This is a genomic window from Curtobacterium sp. NPDC087082, assembly GCF_044745045.1.
In the GTDB taxonomy this organism is placed as follows: domain Bacteria; phylum Actinomycetota; class Actinomycetes; order Actinomycetales; family Microbacteriaceae; genus Curtobacterium.
Map to the genome: position 1 here is coordinate 346,311 of NZ_JBIUZN010000002.1, position 17,055 is coordinate 363,365.

Consider the following 17,055-nt stretch of genomic DNA (forward strand, 5'->3'; position numbering starts at 1 on the left):
GCACGCTCCTTCGCTCTGCGGTCCGGCGGGGTACCGGATGTGGAGGTCGAACGCTACGCGCGCGAACTCGATTCCCGCAGGGTCTCCAGCCGGCCGTCCACCGCGAGCGCCGCGTGCACGTCGGCCGGCTCGAGCGCCGCGGCCGCCTCGGAGGCGCTGACCAGGTGCTTCACCGCCCGTCGCAGTCCCGTGTACGCCGCACAGGCGGCCGCCGCCTCGGGCGAGGTGTGGTCGATCCCGACCTCGGCGAGCGCGTCGGCCACGGCACCGGCCGCGAGCAGGTCCTCGACCGCGAAGTCCGGTGCGTCCGGCACGTCCGCGGCCTCGCCCGCCGCTTCCGCGGCGTCGTCACCGGGTGCGTGGTGGCGTCCGGCGGCGACGATCGCGACGACGCACCGGTCACCGCGTTCGGCCTGGAGGCGCATCACGCGTTCCGCGACCGCCGTCGCGTTGCCGAGGTGGCCGAGCACGACCTCCGGACCGTCCGGCACCTGCGCGGCGACCGCGCGGAGCGCCCGTCGGCGGGCGGGTCCGTCGTGCACCGCGGACGCCGGGAGGACGTCGACCCAGACGACCAGGTGCGTCCCCGGGGCGATCCGCGCCGCGCCGCCGGTCCCCCATGCGAAGCGGACCTGGTACTTCTCCTGCGTGCGTGCTGCCACCTGCGACACGATAGCCGTCGGCGGGTCCCTGATCCTTTCCACAGGTGCTCCGCCGTCCGGGGTTCGTCAGGGTCGGCGACCGTAGGATCTGGTGCCATGGAGATCGCCCCCGCACCCACCCTGACCGGCGACCGCGTGACGCTCGAGCCCCTCGGCTCCGAGCACGCGGACGACCTGCGGGCGGCGGTCGCGGACGGCGATCTGTGGCGCACCTGGTACACCTCGATCCCCGCTCCGGCGCAGGTCGACGACGAGATCGACCGGCGGCTCGCCGAGCAGGCAGCGGGACGGATGGTGCCGTTGGCGGTGCGCGACCGCCCGACCGGCCGGGTCGTGGGGTCGACGACGTTCCTCAACCCCGACACGGGCAACCGTCGGGTCGAGATCGGTGCGACGTTCCTGTCGCGGTCGACGCAGCGCACGGGCATCAACACCGAGGCGAAGCTGCTCATGCTCTCGCACGCGTTCGACGTCTGGCAGTGCATCGCGGTCGAGTTCCGGACCCACTGGCACAACCTCCAGTCCCGCACGGCCATCGCGGCACTCGGTGCGAAGCAGGACGGGGTGCTCCGGAACCACTCGATCGGTCGTGACGGCACGCTGCGGGACACCGTGGTGTTCTCCGTCATCGCGTCGGAGTGGCCGACCGTCCGGTTGTCCCTCGCCGAACGGCTCCGTCGGCACGACCGCGCCGAGGGCGCTCGACGTCGATCCGCCCGGCACGCCTGACATGGTGCCGTCCGGCACGTCTGCCGCCGGGCCCGCCGCTCGTCCACCGCGCACGAGTAGCGTTCGCGGCATGCACGTGGGCATCCGGATCACCCTCGACGCACCGGTCGAGGCCGTGCGTGACGCCCTGCTGTCCCCGGCGGTGATGGTCGCCGTGACGAAGCCGTTCCTGGTCTACCGGTCACGCGATCCGCAGGGGTTCCCGGTGCGCTGGGTGCCGGGCGAGCCGCACCCGATCACCGCGAGCGCCTTCGGCGTGGTCCCGAGCGGTGACACGCACGTCGACCTCGACCTGTACGAGGTGCGCGGTGTGCCCGTGCAACGCGACAACGGCGGTGGCACGAGCGGGCTGTTCGGACGGATGTCGATGCAGCACCGGATGGCGACCGTCGACCTCGGGGACGGTCGGACGCTCCTCGTCGACCGGCTCTCGTACCGGATGCGGCCCGCGGTGCTCGGAGTCCTGCTCTGGCCGGGGATGTGGGTGATCTGGCAGTGGCGCGCGCTGCGGATGCGCGCCCTCGCGCCCGGTTGGCGGCGCGCCCGACGAGCCGCGGCCTGACCGCCGGACCCGCGCCGTTCCTCCGGGCAGGGCGTACGCTCGTACCGTGAGCCAGACGCATGAGCCGGCAACCGACGACCGCGTGCACAGCACGCTCGCCACCGTGGACTGGCGGCGGATGACCTTCGACCTGTACCGACGGGTGCGGGCGACGAACGACCCGGAGACCGCCCACGCGCTGTGGCGCGAGACCCGTGACGCGATGTTCGGCGAGCACCCGGCCAGCCCGCTCCTCGACGAGGACGCCCGCGACTTCGAGTCCCTGCCCGTCCCGGACTACGACCCGTCGTGGCGCTTCCGGGCCCGGATCGAGCCGGCGGAGCCCCTCGCGATGGACGTCGAGACGGGCACCGACGGCATCGTGCACTTCGACCGGCTCGGCGTCGTCACCCTGGCCGGCATCGGTTCGCTCGACGTGTGGTCGCACGGCGGCTACGCGGGCGGCGTGTTCATCCCAGTCAAGGACTCGAGCGCCGGCAAGGCCCGCGGGACCTACGGCGGCGGACGCTACCTCGTCGACACGATCAAGGGCGCGGACCTCGGGGGCGACGACGGCGAGCTCGTCCTCGACTTCAACTTCGCCTACAACCCGTCGTGCGCGTACGACCCGGCGTGGGCGTGCCCGCTCGCGCCTCCCGGCAACACCGTCGCGGTCCCGATCCCCGTCGGCGAGCAGTACGACTTCTAGGGTGGAGCACATGTCGGGTCTCGTCGCGATCGACGCCGGAGGGCGCATCCCGCCGTTCGAGCAGGTCCGGTCCCAGATCGCCGCGCAGATCAGCGCCGGGTACCTCGTGGACGGTGAACGGCTGCCGAGCGTCCGTGGACTCGCGGACGAGCTCGGGCTCGCCGCCGGGACGGTGGCGCGGGCGTACCAGTTGCTGGAAGAGGCCGGGCTCGTGCAGACCGCACGCGGCGCCGGAACCCGGGTGATCCGACCGGCCGAGGTGCCGTCGACGGTGACCGATGCCGCCCGTGCCCTCGCTGCCGCCGCACGGGCCGCGGGGCTGTCCGCTGACCAGGCCGCTGCCGCCCTGCGGGACGCCTGGCCCGCCTGAAGCGGACGCGGGCGCTGCGTCAGCAGCGCTCGAACACGTAGTCGTCGCTCGACGGCGTCACGAGGTCCCGGTCGCGGAGGATCGTCATCGCCGGCCGCTTCGCCGAGGCACACACCGACGACCACGGCTGCTCGCTGTTGTCCGAGTACTCGACGTCGATGACCCGCTTGCCGTACGCCTTCGTGTACTCGCCGCACTCCTGGTAGACGAAGCACTCCTCGGCGACCACGAAGTCGAAGCCGGTCTGCTTCCGCCCGGACGCCCCGAGCTGCGGCGTGTTCTTCTGCCCGACCGCGAGCCCCTCGCCGTGCCCGAGACGGACGAGCGCGGCGGCGAGTGCGAGGTTCCCGGACCGCGTCAGCTTCCCCTTCGAGCGCGTCCACGAGTCGAGGTTGTCGAACTCGACGGCGGCGAACCCGCGATCGGCGCACCGGGCGACGGACTTCGTGAGGACCCGCACGATCGTCGCGCGCTTCGCAGCGGTCGTCGTGTCGAGCAACATCTCGTCCGGCCAGCCCGGGTCGGACACCGGCTTGCCCGATCGGTCGCGGAGGATCGCCGTCGGGTGGTCCCGCTTCCACATCGCGGCGTCCTCCGGCTGGGTCTGGAAGCCGTTGACGTAGCAGATCGAGTACTTCCCCGTCGCTGGTCGTGCGGTGCTGTCGCGCTCGACGATCGTGACACCTGCCGGCGGCGCGTACGAGCCGCCCAGCTGGTAGTCGGGGACGCCCGAGGTGGGCAGGTTCCGGTACGACGCGGCGGGCACCGCGGCGGCGCAGGACGCCGTCCCCAGGACGGCGACGAGGGCCGTCGCGACGGTCAGCAGGACGGTTCTGGTGCGCACCGGTGCATCCTCGCACGAGCCGGCGGACACCTCGGCCTGGGGGATCCGACCCGCGCACGTTATGCTGGACGTACTCGAGGCGCCGATCGCCTCGTGCGTCGTACGGACGCCCCCGAACTCCCGGTCCACGGACCGATGATCGAGCACCTCCCGAAGGTGCCAGGCTTCTCTGCTGCGGCGACTGCGCCAGCCACACCCGTTGGCGCGCATCCCGCCCGCGCGCTGCCTCGCAAGCGCGACCACAGCCGGAGCACTCCGGTTGGAAAGGTCACCATGACCAACGAAGACATCCGTTTCTCCGACCTCGGCGTCCCCGCGCCGATGGTCGCCGTCCTCGCCGACCAGGGCAAGGAGACCGCGTTCCCCATCCAGGAGGACACGCTCCCCGACTCCCTGCAGGGCAAGGACGTGCTCGGCCGTGGCCGCACCGGCTCCGGCAAGACGATCGCGTTCGCGATCCCGCTCGTCGCCCGCCTCGCCGCCAGTGGCCGCAAGCGCCGCGCCGGCCGGCCCCGTGCCCTGGTGCTCGCCCCTACCCGTGAGCTCGCGACCCAGATCGACGTCGCCCTCGCCCCGCTCGCCAAGGCCATGGGCCTGAACACCACGACCGTCTTCGGCGGCGTCGGGCAGGGTCGTCAGGTCGACGCCCTGCGCGGCGGCGTGGACGTCGTCGTGGCGTGCCCCGGCCGTCTCGCCGACCTCATGCAGCAGGGCCACGTCAACCTCGGCGACATCGAGGTGACCGTCCTCGACGAGGCCGACCACATGGCCGACATGGGCTTCCTCCCCGGTGTGACCAAGATCATGCAGGCCACGCCCGAGCAGGGGCAGCGTCTGCTGTTCTCCGCCACGCTCGACAACGGCGTGGACAAGCTCGTCAAGAAGTTCCTGCACAACCCGGTCATGCACTCGGTCGACGAGGCGAACAGCCCCGTCGAGGCGATGACCCACCACCTGTTCGAGGTCGCCGACGCCGACGCGAAGAAGGACCTCGTCCGGACGCTCGCGAGCGGCACCGGTCGTCGCATCCTCTTCATGCGCACGAAGCACCACGCCAAGCGCCTCGCCAAGCAGCTCAGCAGCCAGGGCATCCCGGCCGTCGACCTGCAGGGCAACCTGTCGCAGGGTGCCCGTGAGCGGAACCTCGCGAAGTTCTCCTCCGGCGAGGCCCTCGTGCTCGTCGCCACCGACGTCGCCGCCCGCGGTGTGCACGTCGACCACGTCGAGCTCGTCGTCCACGTCGACCCGCCGACCGAACACAAGGCGTACCTGCACCGCTCGGGGCGCACCGCCCGCGCCGGTTCGTCCGGCGACGTCGTCACCGTGACGATGCCCGCCGAGCGTCGCGACGTCGCGCAGATGATGCGTGCGGCCGCGATCAAGGTCACGCCGCAGCAGGTCACGGCGAACTCCCCCGCCGTCACGGAGCTCGTCGGCGAGGTCGCTCCGGTCCGCCACGTCGCCCCGGAGCAGCCGGCACAGCAGCAGCGCCAGCCCAAGCAGCGCACCGCCGAGTCCGACAACGCGGGCGGCGGTCGTCGCCGTGGTCGCGGCGGTCGTCCCGGAGGCGCGGCGCAGCCCGCGCGCACCGGCTCGGCTTCCGGGTCGTCCGGTGCAGGGCGTCGCGGCGGTCGTCCCGCCGAGGCCGGCGCCGGCGCGTCGACCGGCTCCGCCGGTGGGCAGCGCTCGGGTGCCGCGTCCGGCGGTCGCCGCAGTGGTGGCAGCCGTCGTGCGTCGAGCGACACCGTCCGCGGCGGGTCCGCTCCGGTCTGGTCCTCGGAGGGCGGCTACGCCGCCGGTCGTGGGTCCGGCACCGAGTCGGGTGGCAACCGTCGTGGTGGCTCGCGCCGCGCCTCCCGTCCCGCCGGATCCGCGCGCTGACGGCTCGCGCCGCGCACAGCGTCGACCAACCGCGGTCCGGCGGGTTCCGCGCGCTGATCCTGTGGCGTGGGGAACCTCCACGCCGCCTGAGCACGGATGCACTCCACGGGCGTAGGTTCTCCTTCACCGGATGCCGCGCGAGCGGCTGACGGGGAACTGTCCGCTGTCGGAAGGAGAGCCTATGGCTGGGATCGAAGACGTCAAGAACGCCGCTGCGAAGGCAGCTGGCAAGGCCAAGGAAGCCGTCGGGAACGTGACGGACAACGACCGCCTCAAGGCTGAAGGCAAGACCGATCAGGTCAAGGCCGACACCAAGCAGGCAGGTACGAACGTCAAGGACGCCGCTTCAGGCGTGGCCGACAGCCTCAAGAACGACAACAAGTAAGCCGGTCCAGTACCGCGCTGCGAAGCCCCCGGGTCCGATTCGGATCCGGGGGCTTCGTCGTGTGCGGGTGGCGGCGGCTGCTACATGAGGGCGCCGACCGATGCGAGTCCGGCGCGGAGGAGCGCTCCGCGACCGCCCTCCATCTCGTCGGCGACGGCGTCGGAGGCTGCCTCCATCGGGCTCATCCAGGTCAGCTCGAGGGCGTCCTGCCGGGGCTCGCACGTGCCGGTCACGGGGACGACGTACGCGAGGGAGATCGCGTGCTGCCGTTCGTCCGTGTAGACGGACGCGCCGGGCAGCGGGAAGTACTCGGCCACGGTGAACGGGGTGGGGCTCGACGGCAGCTGCGGGAACGCCATCGGCCCGAGGTCCTTCTCGAGGTGCCGGAACAGCGCGGTCCGGATCGACTCGCCGAACATCACGCGCCCGGACACGAGGGTGCGGGCGATGGAACCGCTCGGGGCGACGCGCAGCAGCACGCCCACCTCGGTGACGACGCCGAGGCCGTCGGTGCGGACGGGCACCGCCTCGACGTAGCAGATCGGCAGTCGACGGCGGACGTTCGCGAGCTCCTCGTCGGACAGCCAGCCGGAGTCGGGGTCGGGGGTGCGCAGCGAGGCCATGCACCGTGTCTACCAGTCACCGCGGCGAGTTCGGCGGAAGGCGCGGGGGTTGGGGATGGTTGATGCGTCAACTACTGTCGTCCACATGATCGATCGCGATGCCGTGCAGTGGACCCGGAGCCCCTCCGAGCGTGCGGGGACCCCGCTGCTCGTGACGATGCACGGAGTGGGGTCGAACGAGCGCGACCTGCTCGGACTCGCCCCGGCGCTGCCGCCGTCGTGGACCATGGCGTCGCTGCGTGCGCCGATGCCGTTCGGGCAGGGGTACAGCTGGTACCCGCTCGGCACGCCGGGCTCCCCGGCACTCGGGCCCGTCGACGAGTCCGTCGCCGGAGTCCTCGAGTGGATCGACTCGGTCGCGGCCGATCACCCGCGGATCGGGCTGCTCGGGTTCTCGCAGGGCGGGTCGATGGCGCTGCAACTGCTCCGGGCACGGCCCGCTGCGTTCGCGTTCGCGGTGTCGCTGTCCGGCTTCGTCGTGCCGGGCGTGACGGACTCCCGTGACGAGGCCGTCGCCGCCGTCCGGCCCCGGGTGTTCCTCGGGCACGGCGACCTCGACCCGGTGATCCCCGGCGAGGCCACCGCCCGGACGCAGGCGTGGGCGGCGACGAACACCACGGTGACGGATCGCACGTACGAGGGCCTGCCCCACGCGGTGTCCGCAGCGGAGCTGGCGGACGTGGCCGCGTTCATCGGCGCGTAGGCGCGCTCGGCGCGTCCCGCGGCGCGCTCGGCGCGCTCGCCCCGCTTGGTGAGCAGAAATGGTCGGGTCCGACGTGCGGACTCGACCATTGCTGCTCACGATGCGGACGGGAGGCGCGGGGGCCGCGGGGCCCCCCCCCCCCCGCACCGGGGGGGGGGGGGGGCGGGGCGGCTAAGCCGGGGGGGCGTGGCGCGCGGGGGGGTCGTGGGGGGGGCCCCCCGCGCCCCCGACACCGCCCGCCGCGCCCGCCCCGTTGGGTTCCCAGAATGGGTGGGCCCCGACGTCCGGACCCCGGGCCGCCCGCCCCCCCGGGGGCGGGGGGGGGGGGGGCCCGGGGCCCCCGCGCCTCCCGTCACGGGTTCCGACGTCAGTCGGCGAGGATCTGCAGGAGGTCCTTGCGGAGCTGGTCGATCTTGGCGGTCGCCGCCTTCGCCTGCTCCTCCGTCGCGCTGGTGCGGTACATGTGCAGGACGCCCATGGTCTTCCGGAGCGCCTCGATGAACTCGCGGGACGAGTCCGGGAGGCCCGGCGCGTCGAAGGCCGCGGCGATCTCGTCCGCCTTCGCCTCTGCCTCGGCCTTGCCGGCGTCGGTGAGCTCGAAGAGCGTCTTCCGGCCGTCACCCGTGGAGACGACGAGGTCCTCGTCCACGAGCTGCTGGAGCGTCGGGTAGACCGAACCGGGGCTCGGCTTCCAGGCGCCGCCGGTGCGTTCGGCGATGGTCTTGATGACGGCGTAGCCGTTCTGCGGGCCCTCGGCCAGCAGGCCGAGGATCGCGAGGCGGACGTCGCCGCGGCGACGGCGTTCGCGGCCGAAGCCGGGACCGCCGAACCCCGGGCCGCCGAAGCCGGGTCCGAAGCCGCGACCGAAGCCGGGGCCGAAACCGCCGCGTCCGCCGTGGTCGTGGTCACCGCGGTCGCGGCCGGGGAAGCCGGCGCCGTGGTGCTGCCGCGGGCCGCCGAAGCGGGGGCCGCGCGGGTGCTGGGTGGTGTCGAAGTCGTTGTGCATGGGTCGCATGATGCGTCCTTCCGTCGTGCTGAGTCGGCTCGCGAACGGTCTGACCGGAATCGTCTTCGTCGTATCGCGATGTGTTAACGATAGATCGGTAACTATCGCTCTGTCAAGGGGTACGTCCGCACGGGCCGCTGTCGGTGGTGGCGGGCAGGATGGGACGGACCATGACGGACGTCCTCGAGCGCTTCTCCCCCGCCACCGCGGAGTGGTTCCGCGGCGCCTTCGCCGCCCCGACCCCGGCGCAGGCCGGTGCGTGGGACGCCGTCTCCACCGGGCAGCACGCGCTCGTGATCGCCCCGACGGGGTCCGGCAAGACGCTGGCATCGTTCCTGTGGTCGATCGACCGACTCATCAGCTCGACCGACCGTCCGCCCGCGAAGCAGCGCACCCGGGTGCTCTACGTGTCCCCGCTGAAGGCCCTCGGCGTCGACGTCGAACGGAACCTGCGCAGCCCGCTGGTCGGCATCACCCAGACCGCACGGCGCCTCGGGCTCGAACCACCCGACGTCACGGTCGGGGTCCGCAGCGGTGACACCCCGTCGTCCGATCGGCAGAAGCTGCTGCGGCAGCCGCCGGACATCCTCATCACGACGCCGGAGTCGCTGTACCTCATGCTCACCTCGCAGGCGCGCGAGACCCTGGTGAACGTCGACACCGTCATCGTGGACGAGGTGCACGCCGTCGCGTCCACCAAGCGCGGCGCCCACCTGGCGGTCTCGCTCGAACGGCTCGACGACCTGCTCGAGAAGCCCGTGCAGCGGATCGGGCTGTCGGCGACGGTGCGCCCCCCGGAAGAGGTGGCGCGGTTCCTCGGCGGACGCGCACCGGTGTCGATCATCGCCCCGCCGGCGCAGAAGACGTTCGACCTGCGGGTCGTCGTGCCGGTCGACGACATGGCCGAGCTCGGTGCACCGCCCGTCGGTGCGGACGCGACCGAGTCACCGACGAACGGGTCGATCTGGCCCCACGTCGAGGAACGCGTGGTCGACCTGGTCGAGGAACACCGGTCGACCATCGTGTTCGCGAACTCCCGCCGCCTGGCCGAGCGGTTGACGGCACGGCTGAACGAGATCCACGAGGAACGCGTGCTCGCGGCGGCGGGCTCGGTCGGTGACGGGGCGCTGGTGCCGGCGGGGGCCTCCCCCGCCGACGACGGCCTGCCGGTCGCGCGCGGGCGTCCGCAGTCGCCGGCACGGACCTCGGCGCACGCCGTCGCCCCGCAGGGCACGAAGCGGCCCCCGGCGCAGGTGATCGGCGCGTCCGGGCAGACCGGTGGCGGGGGCTCCGACGCCGCCGTGCCGGTGCTCGCCCGCGCCCACCACGGTTCCGTCTCGAAGGACCAGCGCGCCATCATCGAGGACGACCTGAAGTCCGGTCGACTGCGCTGCGTCGTCGCGACGAGTTCGCTCGAGCTCGGCATCGACATGGGCGAGGTCGACCTCGTCGTGCAGGTCGAGGCGCCGCCCTCGGTCGCGAGCGGTCTCCAGCGCGTCGGTCGCGCCGGGCACCAGGTCGGCGAGATCTCGCGCGGCGTGCTGTTCCCGAAGCACCGCGCCGACCTGGTGAACAGCGCCGTGACGGTCGAGCGGATGGTCGCCGGGCAGATCGAGTCGATCTCGGTGCCGGCGAACCCGCTCGACGTCCTCGCGCAGCACACCGTGGCAGCGGGGGCGATCGACACGGTCGACGTCGAGCACTGGTTCGAGCTCGTGCGGCGGAGCGCCCCGTTCAGCGGTCTGCCCCGCTCCGCGTTCGAGGCCACGCTCGACCTCGTGACCGGGCGCTACCCGAGCGACGAGTTCGCCGAGCTCCGCCCGCGCCTGGTGTGGGACCGCGTGCACGGCACCCTGACCGGGCGTCCGGGTGCCCAGCGGCTCGCGGTCACCAGCGGCGGGACGATCCCCGACCGCGGCATGTTCGGCGTGTTCATGGTCGGCGAGAAGGCCTCGCGCGTCGGCGAGCTCGACGAGGAGATGGTCTACGAGTCCCGCGTCGGTGACGTCTTCGCGCTGGGTGCGACGAGCTGGCGCATCGAGGAGATCACCCACGACCGGGTGATCGTCAGCCCCGCGTTCGGGCAGCCGGGCCGCGTGCCGTTCTGGAAGGGCGACGGCATCGGTCGCCCCGCGGAACTCGGCCGCGCCACCGGGGCCTTCGTGCGCGAGGTCGAGGGGGCTTCCGACGACGACGCATGCGCCAGGGTCGCCGCCGGCGGGCTCGACGAACGGGCCGTGGCGAACCTGCTCACCTTCCTCCGCGACCAGCGCGCCGCGACCGGACACGTGCCGAACGACACGACCCTCGTGATCGAGCGCTTCCGTGACGAGCTCGGCGACTGGCGGCTCATCCTGCACTCGCCGTACGGCATGCAGGTGCACGCGCCGTGGGCCTTGGCGGTCGCCGCACGACTCCGCGAGCGCCACGGGATCGACGGCGACGCCATGGCCGCCGACGACGGGATCGTCGTGCGCATCCCCGAGACCGATGCCGAGCCTCCCGGCGCCGACCTGTTCGTGTTCGAGCGGGACGACCTCGAAGCGCTCGTGACGGACGAGGTCGGGGCGTCGGCGCTGTTCGCCGCGCGCTTCCGTGAGTGCGCCGCGCGGGCGCTCCTGCTGCCCCGCCGGAACCCCGGGCAGCGGTCCCCGCTCTGGCAGCAACGGCAGCGGGCCTCGCAGCTGCTCGAGGTCGCCCAGAAGTACCCGACCTTCCCGATCGTGCTCGAGACCGTGCGCGAGGTCCTTCAGGACGTGTACGACGTGCCCGCCCTGCTGGGGATCGCCGACGACATCGCGGGCCGGCGCATCCGGTTGGTCGAGACCGAGACGGAGACGCCGTCACCGTTCGCGCGCTCGCTGCTCTTCGGGTACGTCGCCGCGTTCATGTACGAGGGGGACTCCCCCCTCGCCGAGCGTCGGGCGGCCGCACTGTCCCTCGACTCGACGCTGCTCGGCGAGCTGCTCGGTCGTGCCGAGCTCCGCGAGCTGCTCGACCCGGCGGTCATCGCCTCGGTCGAGCGTGACCTGCAGCGGCTCTCGCCGGACCGCCGCGCGCGCGACGCCGAGGGGATCGTCGACGTCCTGCGGCTCGTGGGCGCGCTCGACCTCGACGAGATCGTGGACCGGAGCTGGCTGGCGGAGGCGGACGACCGCGCCGCAGCCACGACCGAGGTGCAGACCGTGCTCGCCGCGCTCGAGCGGGACCGCCGCGTGCTCGCGTTCTCGCACGCCGGCGCGACCCGGTGGGCCGTGATCGAGGACGCCTCCCGCCTGCGCGACGCCCTCGGGGTGCCCCTGCCGATCGGCGTGCCGACGGCGTTCGTCGAACCGGTGGCCGACCCGCTCGGCGACCTGGTCGGCCGGTACGCCCGGTCGCACGGGCCGTTCTCCGCGCAGGACGCCGCCGGACGGCTGGGGCTCGGGATCGCCGTCGTGCAGGACACCCTGCGCCGCCTCGTCGCCGACCGTCGCGTGGTCGAGGGCGAGTTCCGTCCCGACCGCCAGGGTGCCGAGTGGTGCGACGCCGAGGTGCTCCGCCGCATCCGCACGAAGTCGCTCGCGGCGCTCCGGCACGAGGTCGAGCCGGTCGCGCCGGACGCCCTCGCGCGGTTCCTGCCCGCGTGGCAGCACGTCCGGACCGCCGGCACCCGCGGTGGGCTGCGTGGCGTCGACGGGGTGCTCCAGGTCGTCGACCAGCTCGCCGGGGTGGCACTGCCCGCGAGCGCGTGGGAGACCCTCGTGCTGCCGGCACGCGTCGGCGACTACGCGCCGAGCATGCTCGACGAGCTCACCGCCACGGGCGAGGTCCTCTGGTCCGGCGGCGGCACCCTGCCGGGCAACGACGGCTGGATCCGCCTGCACCTCGCCGACACCGCGGCCACGACTCTGGCGGAGCCCTCCGGCGACGAGACGACCGAGCTCCAGCGGGACGTGCTCGGTGCGCTCGCGGGCGGCGGCGCGTACTTCTTCCGGCAGCTCGGGCAGGCCGTGGGCAGCACCGACGACACCGCCTTGTCGACCGCGCTGTGGGACCTGGTGTGGGCCGGGCAGATCACGAACGACACCTTCGCGCCGTTGCGCGCGATGCTCGGTGGGAAGGCGAAGAGCTCGAGCGCACCCCGCGCACGGGCGTACCGCGGACGTCGTCGGCCGACGATGCCGACGCAGTCCGGTCCGCCGTCCGTCGGCGGCCGGTGGTCCCTGCTCCCCCTCGCCGAGTCCGACGCGACCGTCCGTGCCGCCGCGACCGCCGAACAGCTGCTCGAGCGGTACGGCGTCGTCACCCGCGGCGCCGTGCAGGTCGAGGGCGTCCGGGGCGGGTTCGCCGGCGTGTACCGGGTGCTCTCCCGCTTCGAGGAGTCCGGCCGGGCCCGCCGGGGCTACTTCGTCGAGGGCCTCGGCGCCGCGCAGTTCGCGACGGGGCCCACCGTCGACCGGCTCCGCACGTACGCGCGCGACATCGACGACGACGAACGGGCCGACCCGGACCGGTCGCGTGATGCCCTGACCCTCGCGGCGACCGACCCGGCGAACGCGTACGGGGCATCGTTGCCGTGGCCGTCCGACGCCGCCGCCGGGCCCGACGACGGTCCGGGCAGCGCCGACGGTACCGCTGGTCGTCCCGGTGGGGCCGCCGACTCCGCTCCCGCGAAGACGACGGGCCGCGGGCACCGGCCCGGGCGCAAGGCGGGTGCGCTCGTCACGACGGTCGACGGGCACCTCGCGGTGTACGTCGAACGCGGTGGCAAGTTGGTGCTGACCTTCACCGACGACCCGGCGGACCTCGCCGTGGCGGCGGCGTCGATCGCCGCGACCGTGCGGAGCGGCCTGCGGAAGCTCTCGGTCGAGCGGGTGGACGGCGACTTCGTCCTCGAGACCCCGCTCGGTTCGGCGCTGCGCGAAGCCGGGTTCACCGCCACGCCGCAGGGGCTGCGCCTCCGTGTCTGAGCGTACGACGGGGGTGCCCGGTGCCTGAGGGCGACACCGTCTTCCGTGCCGCCCGCCGGCTCCACGCCGCACTGGCGGGGAAGGTCCTCACCCGCAGCGACTTCCGGGTGCCGGCGTTCGCCACGCTCGACCTCGTCGGCCGCACGGTGGACGAGGTCGTCCCGCGTGGCAAGCACCTGCTGCACCGGATCGGCGACCTCACCGTGCACTCGCACCTCAAGATGGAGGGGCGGTGGGACGTCTACGCGCCCGGGGACCGCTGGCGTCGCCCGGCGCACCAGGCGCGGGTGGTGCTCGACGCTGCGGACGTCTCGACGGTCGGCTTCGCGCTCGGGGTGCTCGAGGTCGTCGCCCGCGACCAGGAGTCCGAGATCGTCGGGTACCTCGGCCCCGACCTGCTCGGTCCGGACTGGGACGCCGACCTCGCGCTGGCGAACCTGACGCGGGACCCTGATCGTCCGGTCGGCCTCGCACTGCTCGACCAGCGGGTGCTCGCCGGCCTCGGGAACGTCTACCGCAACGAACTGTGTTTCCTGCGCGGCGTCCTGCCGACCCGTCCGGTGCGCGAGGTGCACGACCTGGCGCGGATGATCGCCCTGGCGAGCCGGCTCATCCTCGCCAACCGTGACCGCAGTGCCCGTGTGACCACCGGGGTCGATCGGCCCGGTCGGCGCTTCTGGGTGTACGGCCGGGCGGGGAAGCCGTGCCTGCGCTGCGGGACGCCGATCCGGTACGGGGAGCTCGGTGAGTCGGAGCTGACCCTGCGGGACACGTACTGGTGTCCGCGCTGCCAGACCTGACCATCAGTCGACGTCGACCAACCGGTACTCGGAGATCCGCTTCCGGCGGCCACAGCGCTGCGCGACGCGGTCGCTGTGCGTGACGATGACGAACTGGGTACCGCCGTCCTGCAACCGCTCGAAGAGGTGCAGCACCTCCTCTTCCGTGCCTTCGTCGAGAGCCCCCGTCGGCTCGTCTGCCAACACCACCGAGGGGCGCTTCACGATGGCGCGAGCTATCGCGACGCGCTGCGCTTCTCCTCCGGAGAGGTGCGTCGGGCGTTTGCTGGCAAGGTGGTCGATCCCGACGAGCTCCAGCGCTTCCGCGACGCGGGCCGATGCGCCACGGCGTCGCGCACACCCGATCGCGACGTTCGCCGCGACGGTCCGGTCGGGCAGCAGGTCGTACGCCTGCGTGACGATCCCGATGCGTTCCAGCCGGTGCGCGGCCATCGACGACGGCGACTTCGGGAGCTGCGTTCCGTCGTACGAGTACAGGCCACCGAAGTCGACGTCCAAGCCGGCCAGTATCCGGAGGAGCGTGCTCTTCCCGGATCCGCTCCGCCCGAGGATCGCCACCGACCGCTCCGAGGCGCTCATGTCGAAGTCGAGGTCGCGGAAGAGCGTCCGTACGTCGCCGTTCCGCTCGCGGATCGACTTCGAGAGCGACGTCAGACGGATCATCGTGTGACCTTTCGGTGTTCAGCGGAGCGAGTGACGACGGCCTGACGCTGCGTGAGACCATCGAGCAGCATCCACACGAGCAGGAAGCCGACGACGGCCAGGAACGGGTACGCGTGCTGGTTGGGCAGCAGTGCACAGCCGACGACGAACCCGATGAGCGTCATGCCGTGCTCGAGCAGCCAGCTCGGGAGGAGCAGCCAGGTGAGGCTCCGTCCGTTCCGACCGGTGAGCCAGTGCGCGTTCACGATCGGCCGCCGTCGCTCGGCGAGACGTGCGTTGAGGAACACGCTCGCGATGGCCGCGGCCACCACGAGCACGACCAGGATCGTGCTGAGCAACGCGAGGTTGTCCTGCACGAGGATCCGCACCTGCGACAGCTGAACGACGTACGTGGGGACACCGGTTAACGAGTAGTCAGTGAACCCCGTCTCGCCGGCGAGGCGATCCAGGCGTGTCAACACGTCATCGACGGTCAGGTTCCTGTCCACAGCCAGGTCCGCTCCCAGCATCTGGAACTCGAGCATCCCCGCGAACTCCTGGTCGGAGGCGGCAAGCCCCGACAACTCCGTGGGGTACGGCAGGATGACCGCATCATCGACGAAGTGGTTGAGGTCGCCACGGAAGTACATGCTCGAGTCCGGTTCGAGGAATCCGCGCACTTCGAACGTGAGCTCTCGGAAGAGCAGCGAGCCGTCGAGCGTGTCACCCACGGCGTAGACGCCCTCGTAATCGGCTCCGAGCAGAACCGGGACCGACGCTGCCCCGTAGTCCACAGCTCCCCAGTCCGGTTCGGCCCCTTCGACGACGCTGAGGCCGGCGAAGTCGAATGCAGTCTCGTTCATCTGGATCGACTTGAGGTCTCGGACGAGTCGACCGGACTCATCCGGGTACTCACCTCGCAGCGAGTACTCGGTGCCGTAGCCGACGTCGAACCGCTCGTCGCCGCGGAAGTCCGCCACCGGGAGCGGCTGGTCGTACGCGGAGATGAACCGGATCCCCGGTTCATCGTCGAGGCGCTCCACGAACGCCGCGAGGTCCTCGAGTTTCTCGGGCGAGGCCCGGAACCGTTCGAACCCATCCGGATCGCCGGTGAACCGATCGATGACCGTGTAGACGTCGACGTCAGCGTCGTCGGAGAGTCCGTGGTCGACCGCGATCGAGGTCGACTGCACGAAGGTCCCGTAGCTGTAGAGCGACATCGCGAGGACGGTCAGTGTCACCACCTTCGAGAGCAGCACTGTGCCGTTGTTGCGGAGGTCTCGGATCAGCTCCACCGTCGGGCTCCGTTCCGTGCACCGACGAGGAACACGAGCATCGCGACCACGCTGATGACGGCCACCTGCGGGACGAGTTCAGGCCGTACGAACAACGAATTTCCGATCATCCGGCCGAGCTCGTGTGCAGTGACCGCGGGAACGACCGTCGCCAACGCGACCCGCAGTGCGGCCGTCACGAGGAGCCGACGGCGCCGCTGACCGACCAGGACGCGCAACCGTGCGGCCCGGCCTTCGCGACGCACGGCGTACGACGCTGCACCGACCGTGACGAGCAGCGCGGTCACCTTTCCGGCTACCAAGAGGAACGGCGTGACGACGTCTACGTTGGTCCGACGGTTCACACCGGAGTCGACGACTTCGAACGAACGCCCCGCGAACGCGACGCGGTACTGATCAGCGATCCGCGGACCATCCAACCGCAGACGTTCTCGGTGGTCGGCGAACAGGTCGGGATCCGCGACGATCGCCTCGTCGGCGAGCAGGCTGTCGGCGCGGACGCCGAGGCGGCCCACGACCCTGTACCGCTTCCCGTCCACTTCGACGACGTCGTGGCCAGGGGCACGTCGGGAGCCTGCCAGCGCCTCACCAGCAGTTCCGTCCAACGGTGAGCCACGGTGGAGTGGGACGTCGTCCCACTCTCCTGTCAGGAGCGCCACGGCGCGAGTGGTGTCGTCCATCGACTTGAACACTCGTGTTCCCGCACTGAACCGGCTCGCCTGGAGTCGGAGCTCTGGCAGGCTGGCCGATACCCAGATGCTCTCGGCCGTCCGGAGATCGGCTCCTTCCGCCGCGAGGGCCGTCTTCCGGTCAGACAGCACGCCCACGAGTACCGCGATCGTCATCGCCACCAACAGCAGTGATGCGACGACGCACATCTGTGTCCGAGTCATCGCTCTCCCCCCTCCGCGAG

At 72.2% G+C, this 17,055-nt stretch carries 16 protein-coding genes; 9 read left to right on the forward strand and 7 right to left on the reverse strand.

Features of this window, described 5'->3' with window-relative positions; genetic code table 11:
- Positions 1-53: 53 nt before the first annotated feature.
- Positions 54-662, reverse strand: coding sequence for a 2-phosphosulfolactate phosphatase (locus tag ACIPEP_RS06965; RefSeq protein WP_402716836.1), 609 nt, complete (start codon positions 660-662; stop codon positions 54-56).
- 96 nt (positions 663-758) lie between these two features.
- Here ACIPEP_RS06965 and ACIPEP_RS06970 point away from each other — a divergent pair, with 96 nt between their 5' ends.
- The 4 genes from ACIPEP_RS06970 (at position 759) to ACIPEP_RS06985 (ending at position 3,011) form a co-directional block, all read left to right on the forward strand.
- Complete coding sequence (locus tag ACIPEP_RS06970) at positions 759-1,391, forward strand: GNAT family N-acetyltransferase (protein ID WP_402716837.1); 633 nt, start codon at positions 759-761, stop codon at positions 1,389-1,391.
- Positions 1,392-1,461: 70 nt separating this feature from the next.
- Entirely contained in the window at positions 1,462-1,953 is a 492-nt protein-coding gene (locus tag ACIPEP_RS06975; RefSeq protein ID WP_070417649.1) for a hypothetical protein, read from the forward strand.
- A 118-nt stretch (positions 1,954-2,071) separates the two neighbouring features.
- The gene (locus ACIPEP_RS06980; protein WP_071295230.1) at positions 2,072-2,641 is read left to right on the forward strand and encodes a DUF1684 domain-containing protein; all 570 of its coding nucleotides are present in this window, start codon (positions 2,072-2,074) and stop codon (positions 2,639-2,641) included.
- 10 nt (positions 2,642-2,651) lie between these two features.
- Positions 2,652-3,011, forward strand: coding sequence for a GntR family transcriptional regulator (locus ACIPEP_RS06985; protein ID WP_071302511.1), 360 nt, complete (start codon positions 2,652-2,654; stop codon positions 3,009-3,011).
- Between the two features lie 19 nt (positions 3,012-3,030).
- Here the strand turns inward: ACIPEP_RS06985 and ACIPEP_RS06990 are convergent, their stop codons facing one another.
- Positions 3,031-3,855 (reverse strand): endo alpha-1,4 polygalactosaminidase, encoded by an 825-nt coding sequence (locus tag ACIPEP_RS06990; RefSeq protein WP_402716838.1) that lies wholly within the window; start codon positions 3,853-3,855, stop codon positions 3,031-3,033.
- 273 nt (positions 3,856-4,128) lie between these two features.
- On the opposite strand from ACIPEP_RS06990, the gene ACIPEP_RS06995 reads away from it, so the two are divergent.
- Together ACIPEP_RS06995 and ACIPEP_RS07000 are read left to right on the forward strand one after the other, a co-directional pair.
- On the forward strand, positions 4,129-5,736 hold the full coding sequence (locus ACIPEP_RS06995; protein WP_402716839.1) for a DEAD/DEAH box helicase: 1,608 nt from the start codon (positions 4,129-4,131) through the stop codon (positions 5,734-5,736).
- A 181-nt stretch (positions 5,737-5,917) separates the two neighbouring features.
- Positions 5,918-6,121: a CsbD family protein gene (locus ACIPEP_RS07000; RefSeq protein WP_070417647.1), complete on the forward strand. Its 204-nt coding sequence runs from the start codon at positions 5,918-5,920 to the stop codon at positions 6,119-6,121.
- An 80-nt stretch (positions 6,122-6,201) separates the two neighbouring features.
- Here the strand turns inward: ACIPEP_RS07000 and ACIPEP_RS07005 are convergent, their stop codons facing one another.
- Positions 6,202-6,744, reverse strand: a complete 543-nt coding sequence (locus ACIPEP_RS07005; protein WP_070417646.1) for an NUDIX hydrolase family protein — start codon at positions 6,742-6,744, stop codon at positions 6,202-6,204.
- Between the two features lie 85 nt (positions 6,745-6,829).
- Here ACIPEP_RS07005 and ACIPEP_RS07010 point away from each other — a divergent pair, with 85 nt between their 5' ends.
- Positions 6,830-7,447 carry an alpha/beta hydrolase gene (locus ACIPEP_RS07010; RefSeq protein WP_402716840.1) on the forward strand — a complete coding sequence of 206 codons (618 nt, stop codon included), beginning with the start codon at positions 6,830-6,832 and terminating at the stop codon, positions 7,445-7,447.
- A 367-nt stretch (positions 7,448-7,814) separates the two neighbouring features.
- On the opposite strand, the gene ACIPEP_RS07015 is transcribed toward ACIPEP_RS07010, so the two are convergent.
- A complete protein-coding gene (locus tag ACIPEP_RS07015; protein WP_070417644.1) occupies positions 7,815-8,453 on the reverse strand; it encodes a PadR family transcriptional regulator in 639 nt (212 codons plus the stop codon).
- A gap of 170 nt (positions 8,454-8,623) precedes the next feature.
- Between ACIPEP_RS07015 and ACIPEP_RS07020 the strand changes: the two genes are divergently transcribed.
- Both ACIPEP_RS07020 and ACIPEP_RS07025 read left to right on the forward strand, forming a co-directional pair.
- Positions 8,624-13,405, forward strand: a complete 4,782-nt coding sequence (locus ACIPEP_RS07020) for a DEAD/DEAH box helicase (RefSeq protein WP_402716841.1) — start codon at positions 8,624-8,626, stop codon at positions 13,403-13,405.
- Positions 13,406-13,425: 20 nt separating this feature from the next.
- A complete protein-coding gene (locus tag ACIPEP_RS07025) occupies positions 13,426-14,205 on the forward strand; it encodes a DNA-formamidopyrimidine glycosylase family protein (protein ID WP_402716842.1) in 780 nt (259 codons plus the stop codon).
- Between the two features lie 3 nt (positions 14,206-14,208).
- On the opposite strand, the gene ACIPEP_RS07030 is transcribed toward ACIPEP_RS07025, so the two are convergent.
- From ACIPEP_RS07030 to ACIPEP_RS07040, 3 genes are read right to left on the reverse strand one after another with little or no spacing between them, the layout of a single operon-like run.
- Positions 14,209-14,868 carry an ABC transporter ATP-binding protein gene (locus ACIPEP_RS07030; RefSeq protein WP_402716843.1) on the reverse strand — a complete coding sequence of 220 codons (660 nt, stop codon included), beginning with the start codon at positions 14,866-14,868 and terminating at the stop codon, positions 14,209-14,211.
- A complete protein-coding gene (locus ACIPEP_RS07035; RefSeq protein ID WP_402716844.1) occupies positions 14,865-16,142 on the reverse strand; it encodes a hypothetical protein in 1,278 nt (425 codons plus the stop codon). Before ACIPEP_RS07035 ends, ACIPEP_RS07030 begins: the two co-directional genes overlap by 4 nt.
- A complete protein-coding gene (locus ACIPEP_RS07040) occupies positions 16,133-17,035 on the reverse strand; it encodes a hypothetical protein (protein WP_402716845.1) in 903 nt (300 codons plus the stop codon). Before ACIPEP_RS07040 ends, ACIPEP_RS07035 begins: the two co-directional genes overlap by 10 nt.
- Positions 17,036-17,055 lie beyond the last annotated feature (20 nt).

Coding starts and splice junctions, on each gene's coding strand:
- ACIPEP_RS07015 (WP_070417644.1), bottom strand. CDS start 8,453: ATGCACAACGACTTCGACACCACCCAGCACCCGCGCGGCCCCCGCTTC.
- ACIPEP_RS06980 (WP_071295230.1), top strand. CDS start 2,072: ATGACCTTCGACCTGTACCGACGGGTGCGGGCGACGAACGACCCGGAG.
- ACIPEP_RS07000 (WP_070417647.1), top strand. CDS start 5,918: ATGGCTGGGATCGAAGACGTCAAGAACGCCGCTGCGAAGGCAGCTGGC.
- ACIPEP_RS06995 (WP_402716839.1), top strand. CDS start 4,129: ATGACCAACGAAGACATCCGTTTCTCCGACCTCGGCGTCCCCGCGCCG.
- ACIPEP_RS07030 (WP_402716843.1), bottom strand. CDS start 14,868: ATGATCCGTCTGACGTCGCTCTCGAAGTCGATCCGCGAGCGGAACGGC.
- ACIPEP_RS07005 (WP_070417646.1), bottom strand. CDS start 6,744: ATGGCCTCGCTGCGCACCCCCGACCCCGACTCCGGCTGGCTGTCCGAC.
- ACIPEP_RS07010 (WP_402716840.1), top strand. CDS start 6,830: ATGATCGATCGCGATGCCGTGCAGTGGACCCGGAGCCCCTCCGAGCGT.
- ACIPEP_RS07040 (WP_402716845.1), bottom strand. CDS start 17,035: ATGACTCGGACACAGATGTGCGTCGTCGCATCACTGCTGTTGGTGGCG.
- ACIPEP_RS07020 (WP_402716841.1), top strand. CDS start 8,624: ATGACGGACGTCCTCGAGCGCTTCTCCCCCGCCACCGCGGAGTGGTTC.
- ACIPEP_RS06970 (WP_402716837.1), top strand. CDS start 759: ATGGAGATCGCCCCCGCACCCACCCTGACCGGCGACCGCGTGACGCTC.
- ACIPEP_RS06975 (WP_070417649.1), top strand. CDS start 1,462: ATGCACGTGGGCATCCGGATCACCCTCGACGCACCGGTCGAGGCCGTG.
- ACIPEP_RS06985 (WP_071302511.1), top strand. CDS start 2,652: ATGTCGGGTCTCGTCGCGATCGACGCCGGAGGGCGCATCCCGCCGTTC.